An 11,601-nucleotide genomic window follows, 5' to 3' on the forward strand; every position below is an offset into this window, starting at 1 on the left:
TGAGACTGATATTGGATGTGACAGTTTATGATCAAATTAAATTAGGTGATCGCTGTAATTTTTGGATCACCATATCTTAACGAACATTTCCAGCACCTTCGGATAGATTTAAATCATTCGTTGGTATTCGTTTGCCCATCCACCGTAGCGATAGGCAAGATTCGTCAACTCAAAATGCCTACACCCTGACCCTTCTATGGATTATCCTGATCGAGCGCACTAACGCTGTATTTATAAGTAGTCATTATGATCAGCGTACACCAAAACCTCTAAAAAAGTTGTTGTCCTCCTGTCGCCAGGAGTTCTACCTGAGTCGTGAGGGTCAACCTTCGTGCATCCCCACCTCCTCTGGGATAAGGGATCGAATCGTCCACTATTCGCGTCAGTTTGAGAAACGCCAACGTTTAACTGAATTATGGGTTCAAATGGAGAGCATCAGTCGTTATTACCCAATCGTAATGGACAACTACCGTCAGAACTGTCCAGTCTCTCCCTGTATGAGTTAGCCCAGACAGAGGATGACAAGCTGGATTTGCGTCAGATTCTGGCGGTAGCGCGGCGACGGGCATTGGTTGTCGCGGGGATGGCGATCGCGGTGACCTCGGGAATTGTCACGAAAGTTTTGCAGCAGACGCCTAACTATGAAGGTAAGTTTCAGTTATTGGTAGGGTCAGTTTCCGGTGAAGATCAGTTCGATCAGATTAGTGAATCCCTGAATCAAGCGTCTGGGGGTCAAACCAATAGTATAGATTACGAAACTCAGATTCAGGTGCTGTGGAGTCCTCAAGTGATGACTCCAATTGTCGAACAAATTCAGTCTCGCTATCCAGAAATTGACTATAATACGCTTCGCAGTCAACTGGCGATTAATCAGTTACAAGAAACGAAAATATTAGAAGTACGCTACCAAGATTCTGACCCGGAAAAAATTCAATTTATTTTAGAGCAAATTGCGACAGGGTATGTGAACTACTCGCTCTCTGAACAGCAGACAAGTACGCGACAGGGGATTCAGTTTGTCGAAGAGCAACTGCCAAAACTCCAGGGGCGGGTGGATAGTCTCCAGCAAAAACTACAGCGATTTCGCCAACAGTATAATCTGGTTAATCCGGATAGTCAGGGTCAACTGTTGACCAGTCGAGTTAGCACCATTGTCCAAGAACGTCAAAACACCCAAACCCAGCTAGATGAAGCCCGCACCCTGGCGGTGCAACTTCAAAGTCAGTTAGGGGAACTTGGACTATCTCCAAAACAAGCGATCGCGGCTTCCGCCCTCTCAGAAGCCCCCCGTTATCAGCAGTTGCTGAATCAGTTAACCGAAATTGAAAGTAAAATTGCTAGTGAATCGGCGCGGTTTACCGAACAGAGTCCCACGATTCAGGCGCTACGAGAGAAGCAACAAAATTTACTTCCTCTGCTGAGTCAGGAAGCCGGAACTGTTTTGGGGGCAAATGCTAGTGCTGTACCGGAAAATCCGGAATCTCTGGCGTCGCCTAGTTCCCTGCGTTTGGCACTGACTCAACAGCTTGTAGAGACAACGAATCAAATTAATATGCTAGAAGTGCGCTCAGGTGCGATCGCTAAAGCCGAACGGTTGATGAGTCAGCAGCTTAAGAATTTGGCAGTGGTTGCCCGTCAGTATACGGATTTACAGCGAGAGTTGAAAGTCGCCACCGAGAGTTTGAACCGATTTTTGGCAGTGCGAGAGACGCTACAAATTGAAGCCGCACAAAAAACATTGCCGTGGCAGCTTATTGCTGAACCTCAACAACCTCAAGCACCAATCTCACCCAACATACCCCACGGTATAGCATTAGGGGCTGTGGCTGGACTACTGGCAGGTGCTGGGGCAGGGTTTTTAGCGGAAAAATTGGATAAGGTGTTTCACTCAGCCGAGGAGGTGAAGGAAAAGACAGGGTTAGCGGTTTTGGGTACGATTCCTTTTCATAAGCCGCTGAAAAAACCGAGTAAATCGGCAAAAACAGCCGGAAAACTGGAAACTCCGCTATTGGCATCTCCTATCAGTCAATCCACTTATCGCTATCATGCTTCTCCATTTTTAGAGGCGTTTCGTTCGCTTCAGACGAATCTTCAGTTTATTAGTCCCGATCAACCGATTCGTTCAGTGGTAATCAGTTCGGCGGTTCCGGCTGATGGCAAATCCACTATAGCGACATTCATGGCACAAGCTGCTGCTGCGATGGGACAACGGGTATTATTGGTGGATGCCGATTTGCGGCGTCCGCAACTCCATGTGAGGACGGATTTACCCAATGTGTGGGGATTGAGTCATGTTATTTCCAGTGACATTAATGTGAAAGATGTAATTCAGCCATCACCATTGGAGGAGAATTTGTTTGTGTTAACTGCTGGGCAAATTCCACCTGATCCGACTCGATTACTCTGTTCTCAAAAGATGCAGCATTTAGTTGAGTCGTTTGAAGAAATGTTTGATTTAGTTATTTTTGATACACCACCGATGTTAGGTTTAGCTGATGCGCGGTTATTGGCGGCGCATACCGATGGAATTGTTATGGTGGTGGGATTAGGAAGAACAGATCGAACGGTATTGATGCAGGTGTTATCTGGATTGAAAACCTCTCATGCCAGAGTGTTGGGAGTGGTGGCGAATGGGGTTAAGAATTACACCACGAGTTCTTATGATTATTATCATCGCTATTATGCGAAGATGCCCCAGGAAACGACGGTGTAGAATAGGTGAGGATCGTCATTTGTCATTTGCTATATGTCATTTGTAAGGTGAAATATTTTTTAGTCTACAGGGGAAACAAGAGAAATTGTAGGGGCGGGTTTAGCCACTCAGTCAGATGATCTAACCATTAGCCTCTCAACAAAACCCGCCCTTTCCCAGTGTGGCTTTTATGGGCGTAGTTATCGCTCCGATAAAATTCGTAATCCTTCTGGATTTAATAATCGAATCCTCGACCCATGAATCGAAATTAATCCTTCCTGACTCAACTTGGCAAATACCCGTGATAAAGTTTCAGGAATCGTTCCTAATAAAGAGGCTAACTGAGTCTTGGTAATATCTAATTCTATGTGATTGGGATGCTCAGACCGTGCGTTTAAATAGAGTAAATAAGCTGCCAACCGTCCGGGTACTTCCTTTAACGATAAATCTTCAATCAATCGGGCAAAACGCCGCAAATGCCGCGCAAAAACGGCTAACATATTAATCGCTATCTTTGGCTGTTTTTCTAACAATTCTAAGAAAGCATCGCGCCCAAAAAATAGCAATTCGGTTTTCTCTAATGCTGTAGCCGATGCGGGAAAGCATTCGCCATCAAAAGCGGGGACTTCGGCAAAATGTTCTCCCACCCCAAAAAATTCTAATATTTGTTCTTTCCCTTCCGCTGATAACTTAAATACTTTGACTCGACCGGATTTCACGACAAAGAATCCGCTACCGTCGTCCCCTTCAACAAAAATTACCTCACCTTTATGATAGGATTTAGCGATCGCAATGGTCGCGATCGCGTCTAACTGCTCATCCGGTAAACCTCGCCAGAGTTGCGTATTGGCGAGAAAGTCACGCTGTTGAGAGGGTTGACTCACGGTGCAAAATGTGTTATGTGGCTGAAAACGGTTTACTGATAACAGTAGCCCAGATTTGCCGAACTAACATAGCCGTCTATTGGTCTTTCAATCGGCACCCAACCATTGTTTCCCTCGTTGGCGATATAAACTGTCCGATTTTTTTCTAGGGTACCAATTACTTCGCCATTCGGTTGCGATCGCACTGATGTATTCGGCGAAACCACCTGACGGCAGTTGCTACCCGGTACAGTGGAAACTCCCTCACTTGCTGGGGTAGTCGGCATGGTTTGAGATGGGGGAACCGCACCCGTACAATAATCTAGATATCTTGCCGCAACATAGCCATCCATCGGGGCGTCAATCTCTACCCATCCATCCTCCGGTTCCCCGATAATATTAACAGTTTGTGCATCTTCCAAAGTTCCAACAACCCGTCCATTCGGCTGTTGTCGGATATTCAGCATGGTATTAACATCAACCTCTCGGCAATCGTTCATTTGAGCAATCTGATAGTCATCAGAACCCTGTACAGATGGCGGTTGATTCGCACTAGCAACTTTTGGAAAAATGGTCAGTGCCAATGAATAGATGGTTGTGAATCCTAGGAGTTGCCACGTTTTTTTCGGATAGTTCATTAGATCTACTTTATCCTTTAATACTTCTATATACCCCCTAATTTTCTATAAACTTGAAGTAATCTCATCTATCTAAAGTAGAATATAGTGATGAATTATCCGGTTGATCTTGACGAGTTCAAGCAACAAGTTGCAGAAATCGAAGCGTTAGTCACAGATAATGGCATTTGGAACGATATCACAACGTTTTTTGTATTCGGTCTTAAGAATTCATTCAAGGGAACAGCAACAGGAAATATGATGGATTAGCCTCGTAGGGGCGCAAGGCTTGCGCCCAGAAATTTCGCCCGGTTTGCGCCCAGTTATGAAGCTGTGGCGGAAATTTGTCCAATAATATCAGCCAAGCGATCGCGTACCTGAAGCATCGCATCCGCTATTTCTTCATCAAGGAGGCTAGGATTTTCCCGGAGTGTGAGAATCTGTTGTTTAAGCTGTTGCAGTTGTTCCAACTGCTCTTGTTCCATATCCTCACTCTGAATCGCGGCTTCGAGTTGAGAGAATTGCTCGTCATTTTGCATCAACGACTCAATCTGTTCTCGTTGGGCAAGCAGTTGCGCGATCGCATTGTAGTACGCTTGAATCACCCGCACCCGCGCATAAGACTGATTGGCTTCTTCTTGTTGTCCTAAAGCCGATAACACGCGAGAACGCCCATACCAAGGAATCACGTCATCTGGATGCATTTCAATGGCTTGATCACAAGCACTCAGAGAAGTCTCTCCTTGGAGTTCCAGACATTCCTTCACCAAAGCATTAAACGTATCAGTTCTAGGGGAAAGGGTTTCAGCCGCCGTCACGGGGGGCATATAGAGTCCCAGCACTAATACTACTGTAATAATTACCTGCCAGAGTCTTGAAAGGTTCATGGAGATTTCTTCTTTATGGATACATAACTGTTCTACCCTAACGAATGTTAACGTTGACCGAAAAAGTTTTCTTCCCCAGATCCCCCTGCTTCCCAGACGCGCCATGGCGCGTCTCTACTTCCCCCGCTCCCCCCGCTTCCCCCGCTCCCTCATCTTCCGTTCCCCCCAGTCGTTGACAAATTGTCAAAGTTTGAAACCCCGATACCCAGTATCCTTATTTTTAGAAGGCACAAATACGATAACGTTCAGGACTGATGCATTGTCAGGGAAACAACTACTACTTCCGGGGCTTGTGGAATTTACCCCAATATGGCTCCGACTCTCCTGCAATGGCGAAAGTCTCATCTTAACCACTCACAACGATTGAAACCATTGAAACCATGATTGAAAAAATTTTGCTTGCTGTTGCCGGTCGGGGATTATGTGAAGAAATGTTTAATATGTTGACCGAAATCCCGATCATGCAACAAGTATCGGTTACGGTTCTCCATGTAGTCACCCCCCAAGTTAGTGCTGACGCCATGTCAGCCAAACTAGAAGAGGGCGGCAAGATTTTGGCAGATGCCGTTAAGTCTCTCAAAATCGATCCCAACAAAATCACACCCCGACTCAAACAGGGAGATCCCAAAGACGTAGTGCTGCAAGTAGCTCAGGAAGAGCAATCTGACCTGATCATTATGGGTTCCAGAGGACTCAAACGGTTGGAATCCATCTTGGAAAACTCGGTTAGCCAATATGTTTTCCAATTGTCCTCTCGTCCCATGTTATTGGTGAAAGACGAGATCTACGTCAAACGGATCAACCGAGTCATGGTGTCAATGAATAAATCCGAGAGTGCCAAGCAAAGCTTGGATTTGGCACTGTCTCTGATTCGGGACGTCAAAGGCGGTCAACTGTATTTGGTTCACGTCAACCCTGACCAAAAAACACCATCGGGTGAACTGATAACCACGCCTGAAACCGATCCCGTTTTGGCATCGGCGGCGGCGGAAGCGAAAAAACAAGGCGTTGCCTATAAATGTATAAATAGTAAGGGTCAGGCGGGACGAGAGATTTGTCGCTTGGCAGATGAAATGAATGTGGACTTATTGGTTTTGGGTTCTCCGGAACGCCGTCCCACCATTGCTAAGTCTCTCCCTGATTTAGACCGATTGCTGGGGACTTCCCTGTCTGACTATGTGCGGGTGTATGCGAATTGTCCCGTGTTATTAACCCGTACACCGGATTAACCAGTTTTGTTCCTGTAGGGGAACAGATGCCAGATCCCCGACGTCTTGAAGAAGTCGGGGATCTCATGGGCGGAGGGTAGACAGCCAAGGCTAAGAATTTTTATTACTTTCTCGGCTAGCTGTCTGGATATACAGAATCAACAAAAAAACTGTGGGAACCAGCACAAACAGAAGACTGGCAACGAACCCTAACTCATTAACTTGCATTGAACTAGTGCCTCTACAATTGGTTTTGAACCGCTCTTCTTAGAATATCATTGGCTTCTGCCAATAGTGCAGGTTGACTGCAAATATTGATCAGCAACATTACTTCCCCTGCTCTCAGATGCGCCATGGCACGTCTCTGTATTGCTTACCCTGTTTTCCATGCTCCCCGCACCTTCAGGGCTTAGTTTTCACGCTGACTGGTCCATTGACCAAGGCTTGGCAGGCTAATCGATAACTCTCCGGTTTTTTCTTCAGTTTACGCTGTTCTACCTCAGTTCGAGGTGAGAGATTTTCCATCCCTTCGACAACCTCGACAATGCAGGTGCCACATTGACCATAGCCTCCACAGTTCATCAACTTCCCTTTGAAGGTATACAGGTCAATCTTGTTTTGCAGGGCTTTCTCCCGTAAGTTTGCCCCATCTGCTGCAATGATTTCCTGGTCTTCCTTGACAAATTTGATATTAGCCATCTAGTTTTCCGCTACGTCACTCCTGATATATCCTAGAAGAATTTGCACTCAGGATACTTAATCCTCTGATTCACATCGACTTGACCTTCTTCTAGGCTAGCGAATTATAAAGACAGTCGTGGGGTCTCTGACTTTTCACGGCATATCGTTTTGATTGTGTAGGGGCGGGTTTTACCGATAACGCTTCGGTTCAAACCACTAACCTAACTAAACCCGCCCTGACTTGCGCCGATTTTGATCCCAAATCCGCGTTTGAAATTAAAGGCTGCTGAATAAGTCTTGCGGTGGGGTAGGCAACAGGCAACAGTAAAGATTTGAGGCTTGTTAACATTTCTTAGTACAGCATACAGATTTTATATCTAGGTACTTATCCCAGCTAATCCGATAAGTTGAGTTGAGGAACGAAACCCGAGCTAAAACGTTGATAAGCAGTCTCCCAATCGCCAATGTTATCGATGGTTCAAGGCGGCGTTGTAAACTTTCTCGTTTGCTTTCACCGACTCCATTAAGTCTACAACCGGATTAGGATAATCGACGCCAAGTCTCACCCCAAACTGTTTTTGCTCGGCTGAGGTTAATGTCCAAGGTTGGTGTACTTTAGCGGCGGGTAAGGAATTGAGTTCGGGTAGCCAATGTTTGACATAGTAACCTTGAGGGTCATAATCTTTCGACTGTTTTTGAATATTGAAATAGCGAAATCCACGGGCATCATTCCCGACTCCGGCTGTATAATTCCAGTTGCCCCAATTGCTACAAACATCGTAGTCAATGAGTAGGGATTCAAACCACTCCGCGCCGATTTGCCAGTTGATTCCGAGGTTTTTGGTAAGAAAACTGGCAACATTTTGTCGTCCCCGATTGGACATAAATCCAGTGGCGGCAAGTTCCCGCATATTGGCGTCAATTAAGGGAAAGCCTGTCTTTCCTTGCTGCCAAAGGGTAAAGCGATCCCAGTCTTCTTTCCAGGGAATCGGGATACCTTGTAACCCCGATGGGCGAAAAATTCGGTTTCCATGTTTGGCACAAATAAACCGGAAAAAGTCTCGCCAAATTAATTCAAACACTAACCAGTAGGTTGAATCATTTTTGATTCGTTCCTGTTCGTATTGCTGCACCTGTTCATAAATAAAACGTGGCGATAAACATCCCAATGCGAGCCAGGGCGAAAATTTAGAGGAGTAATCTGACCCTAACATCCCATTGCGGGTTTGTTTGTAAACTTTAAGACAGTCTTTTTTCCAGAAATAGTCATTGAGTCTGGCTAATCCGGCGGTTTCTCCCCCTTGGAATGGTAATACCGCCCGTTGGTCAACGATAGGGGATTCTAGTCCAAAATCGGCGAGTTGCGGCAATTCACCAACTTCTACAGCAGGGAGGGTGGGTAAACGGTTGGGAGGGGAAAAGGTGGGATAAATGGTGGATTTTTTCTCGACTTGTTTACGGAAGTTGGTAAAAAGTTCGGGAATTTTTGAGAGACTAAAGGGTAAATCGTCGGGATGGTAGAGGGTACTTCCCCAGAAGGTTTGTACGGTTATACCAATTTCAGATAAGGCGTTTTTGAGTGCAGATTCTACCGCCACTTCTTCAGAGGTAACTTCCTGGTGAAAGTAAACCGTCGTGATATCAAGTTCTTTTGCCAATGTGGGAATGACGTTCTCCGGTAAACCCCGACGCACTAGCAAATTGCTTCCACGCGATCGCACATTCTCTCGCAAATCGGCTACACTTTCCAGTAGGAATTTAGCGCGAAATGCCCCAGTTTTAGGGAATCCAAAGGATGTAGTATGAAAAAGGCGATCGTCAAAGCAGTAGCAGGGAATCACCTGCGCCTTTGTCTGTAGCGCCTGGTGTAGGGGTTCGTGATCATGAAGGCGTAAGTCATTGCGATACCAGAGGAGAATTCGTTGTTCATTCACAGAGTAACCTCCTTTTTGCTATGGCGATTAAAATCGCAGCTACACAAACTAAGTCCGCCTACGCGGACTAAACTATAAGAGAAATGGTATAAGAATAAGTCAATAATCTTTTATCGCCAGCCTAGATTCCCTACAATTTCACTCAAGTTTATCCAGCATCCAACTCGGACCAATATCCCTTAACTGATAACCACGAGGATAACTTTTCAACTGACTGTCTGTAAAGAAATCTGACCTTCTTCTCGGCACAAGCCAACGCTGCAAGTATCCCCGCAACTTGAGACTATTTTCTACACCGCTTACTATAAGAGTCGAAGGCTTGGTAAAACCAAACGCCGCCAGCGTTCGCTCATCGAACAAGCTATAAATAGCAGGTTTCAGCAGAGGATGACTCAAAGCCGGAAACCAGCTATCGCTTCTGCACCCCGTTCACTTTCGTAACCCCATTGGAGAATCTCGGCAATCAGTAAACCTGTATCATCGTAGCGCTTTTGGGTGTGGTGATGAAATTCTCCGGTGCGAGTCAGCAGTCGAGAAATACTGGGAACACAGAACGTTTTCACCATAGCTAATTCCAACGCACGGGTGATATCCCACGGAAATTCGTAGCCAGCGACAAGGCGACCAATTAAACTATGGTCAGTAATGGGGTTGAGTTGTTGAATCTGCTGAAGACGTTGGTTGCGATTCCAAATATTCATAACCCCTCATCGCCCCCATTCAAAAATAGCCGCCCCCCAGGTTAATCCCGCACCAAAACCGGAACTAGCAATAATATCACCGGGCTGAATTTTTCCCGATCGCACCGCTTCATCTAAAATTAAGGGAATCGACGCCGCCGATGTATTCCCATACTGACTCAAATTACTCAACACCTTATGGCTGGGAATCTTCAACCGTCGAGCCACTGCATCCAGAATCCGTTGATTGGCTTGGTGCAAGAGCAGCCAGTCTACATCCTCTGCAGTCAAATTTGCCTGAAATAGTGCCTTCTCAATCACTTCTGGCACCTTCTGCACGGCAAATCGATAGACTTCTTTACCGTTCATGGTAATGGCGGCAAAATTTCCTTGACCGACTTCGATATCCTTGACAAGTTGCTGGGTTTGTGGTTTATAAGCCAACTGTAAGCATTTATTCTGAGTGCCATCACTGCGAATTTGAAATCCCAACAAGCGATCGCGTGAATCTGCCTGTAACATCACCGCCCCTGCACCATCCCCAAATAAAACACAGGTACCGCGATCGGACCAATCCAGCCAGCGCGACAACATATCAGCACCAATTAATAGAATATTCTGATAAACTCCAGTCCGGATAAATTGGGCAGCCGTTACTAAACCAAACACAAAACCCGAACAAGCCGCCGTGAGGTCAAACGCCACGGCATTAGATGCGCCGAGTAACGCCTGAATTTGACTCGCCGTACCAAACAGATCATCCGGTGTAGACGTTGCCAGGATAATTAGCTGTAACGCTTCAGGTTCAACTCCCGCCATTGCCATCGCCCGTTTTGCCGCTTCAGCCGCTAACCCACTCAAACTGGCTTGAGCATCCGCTAGACACCGTTGACGAATTCCTGTGCGGGTAGTAATCCACTCATCCGATGTCTCAACTATCTGGCTGAGTTGATGGTTATCCAAAACACCATCGGGTGTCGCCGAACCACTCCCGGTAATCGCAATTCCTGTGCCTAGTTGATTCAAAATGATTCTCCATCAAAGAAACCGCCAATCCACTCTCCACCCCGCTATCACCTCTGCTGGCATTCTAGTCGCGATCGCACCACGCTAACCTGTTGTATCCTCCGAAGGCTTTACCTCGGATGGCTGATTGATCCCATCTAATTGTTTCGCCGCTTCTAAAAACCTAGACAAACCTACCCATAAGTAATTCTGTCTTGGTATAAGTCCACGGTGTAACTTTTGGTCGATAACCGTTAACGCTTACGCTTGGCTGATACCCGGCATTGTTGCTCGATATCAGCCTTAACCAACGGCTCCCAGTTAGAGACGCAGTAGTAATCGTGTCTACGATTGACTACAGGGCATCGACCAATAAAATTATTAAATTGATATAGAGCGCTCCATACGTGCTTTCTCGGATTCACTCCGAGATAGGCGGACACAGAGCGCGGCAATCTCTCACTCAAATTCATGCCTCTTCTGGCAATTGCTAGGGCAGCCGCCACATCAGATGATAGTCCATACATCCGACTATATTTAACCAATCCAATCAAACTCGTGTAAGCTGGATTGCACAAAGAAAGAGCTATTCCTCGGTTGGATAAAATCGATGACAAATTGTGATAAAAACGACTGTATGCCCAGGCAGAAAGCATTCTAGCATATTTTTTTGTTCGCTCTCTTAATTGAGCTTTCTTGGTGGAAAAATCCAAGCTTTCGCACAGAACTGGGCAGGCAAAATTCCTGGCTAAAGCTGCCAATTTCAAACAAACATCGACAATTTGAGCATCTTGTTTACCTTTGGGTAAACCCGTCTGAAAAGGAAGAGTTCCCTGAGCTTTTAAATTTCCTTGACCATCAACATAAGCCCAACCGATAGAACTAGGATTTAGATCGATACCCAGGGCACCATACTGAATCTCTCTACTAACCTTCTCCACCGCGGCGGGCGTGAATTGAACAGCGACAACCCATCGATTATCCTTTCTATAGAAGTGCCATGTTTTCGCACCACTATTGGGTAATCTATTAAT

13 protein-coding genes and 1 pseudogene are annotated in these 11,601 nt (G+C 46.0%); 3 read left to right on the forward strand and 11 right to left on the reverse strand.

Going from position 1 to position 11,601, the window contains the following annotated elements:
- Positions 1–415 precede the first annotated feature (415 nt).
- Positions 416–2,713 (forward strand): GumC family protein, encoded by a 2,298-nt coding sequence (locus tag RH949_RS06375; RefSeq protein ID WP_446352270.1) that lies wholly within the window; start codon positions 416–418, stop codon positions 2,711–2,713.
- A gap of 179 nt (positions 2,714–2,892) precedes the next feature.
- On the opposite strand, the gene RH949_RS06380 is transcribed toward RH949_RS06375, so the two are convergent.
- Together RH949_RS06380 and RH949_RS06385 are read right to left on the reverse strand one after the other, a co-directional pair.
- Positions 2,893–3,576, reverse strand: a complete 684-nt coding sequence (locus tag RH949_RS06380) for a Crp/Fnr family transcriptional regulator (RefSeq protein WP_446352271.1) — start codon at positions 3,574–3,576, stop codon at positions 2,893–2,895.
- 32 nt (positions 3,577–3,608) lie between these two features.
- Positions 3,609–4,193: an SH3 domain-containing protein gene (locus RH949_RS06385; protein ID WP_446352272.1), complete on the reverse strand. Its 585-nt coding sequence runs from the start codon at positions 4,191–4,193 to the stop codon at positions 3,609–3,611.
- 90 nt (positions 4,194–4,283) lie between these two features.
- Between RH949_RS06385 and RH949_RS06390 the strand changes: the two genes are divergently transcribed.
- Positions 4,284–4,442, forward strand: a complete 159-nt coding sequence (locus RH949_RS06390) for a hypothetical protein (RefSeq protein ID WP_006101315.1) — start codon at positions 4,284–4,286, stop codon at positions 4,440–4,442.
- 53 nt (positions 4,443–4,495) lie between these two features.
- Here RH949_RS06390 and RH949_RS06395 read toward each other — a convergent pair whose 3' ends face one another.
- Together RH949_RS06395 and RH949_RS06400 are read right to left on the reverse strand one after the other, a co-directional pair.
- A complete protein-coding gene (locus RH949_RS06395) occupies positions 4,496–5,059 on the reverse strand; it encodes a tetratricopeptide repeat protein (protein ID WP_446352273.1) in 564 nt (187 codons plus the stop codon).
- Positions 5,060–5,096: 37 nt separating this feature from the next.
- On the reverse strand, positions 5,097–5,246 hold the full coding sequence (locus RH949_RS06400) for a hypothetical protein (protein ID WP_446352274.1): 150 nt from the start codon (positions 5,244–5,246) through the stop codon (positions 5,097–5,099).
- Between the two features lie 193 nt (positions 5,247–5,439).
- Between RH949_RS06400 and RH949_RS06405 the strand changes: the two genes are divergently transcribed.
- A complete protein-coding gene (locus RH949_RS06405; protein WP_006101367.1) occupies positions 5,440–6,288 on the forward strand; it encodes a universal stress protein in 849 nt (282 codons plus the stop codon).
- Positions 6,289–6,378: 90 nt separating this feature from the next.
- Here RH949_RS06405 and psbM read toward each other — a convergent pair whose 3' ends face one another.
- From psbM to RH949_RS06440, 7 genes and pseudogenes are all read right to left on the reverse strand, one after another.
- Positions 6,379–6,495: a photosystem II reaction center protein PsbM gene (gene psbM / locus RH949_RS06410; RefSeq protein WP_006101355.1), complete on the reverse strand. Its 117-nt coding sequence runs from the start codon at positions 6,493–6,495 to the stop codon at positions 6,379–6,381.
- A 174-nt stretch (positions 6,496–6,669) separates the two neighbouring features.
- Positions 6,670–6,966, reverse strand: a complete 297-nt coding sequence (locus tag RH949_RS06415) for a 2Fe-2S iron-sulfur cluster-binding protein (RefSeq protein WP_006101464.1) — start codon at positions 6,964–6,966, stop codon at positions 6,670–6,672.
- Positions 6,967–7,415: 449 nt separating this feature from the next.
- Positions 7,416–8,882: a DASH family cryptochrome gene (locus tag RH949_RS06420; RefSeq protein ID WP_446352275.1), complete on the reverse strand. Its 1,467-nt coding sequence runs from the start codon at positions 8,880–8,882 to the stop codon at positions 7,416–7,418.
- 138 nt (positions 8,883–9,020) lie between these two features.
- Entirely contained in the window at positions 9,021–9,278 is a 258-nt protein-coding gene (locus RH949_RS06425) for a hypothetical protein (protein ID WP_446352276.1), read from the reverse strand.
- Positions 9,275–9,583: a hypothetical protein gene (locus tag RH949_RS06430; protein WP_446352277.1), complete on the reverse strand. Its 309-nt coding sequence runs from the start codon at positions 9,581–9,583 to the stop codon at positions 9,275–9,277. The genes RH949_RS06425 and RH949_RS06430 overlap by 4 nt, the downstream gene beginning before the upstream one ends.
- A gap of 6 nt (positions 9,584–9,589) precedes the next feature.
- Positions 9,590–10,588 (reverse strand): beta-ketoacyl-ACP synthase 3, encoded by a 999-nt coding sequence (locus RH949_RS06435; protein ID WP_006101591.1) that lies wholly within the window; start codon positions 10,586–10,588, stop codon positions 9,590–9,592.
- A 233-nt stretch (positions 10,589–10,821) separates the two neighbouring features.
- Positions 10,822–11,601: pseudogene (locus RH949_RS06440) on the reverse strand (hypothetical protein); the annotation flags it as partial.

This window comes from Coleofasciculus sp. A1-SPW-01 (genome assembly GCF_040217205.1).
In the GTDB taxonomy this organism is placed as follows: Bacteria; Cyanobacteriota; Cyanobacteriia; order Cyanobacteriales; family Coleofasciculaceae; genus Coleofasciculus; species Coleofasciculus chthonoplastes_A.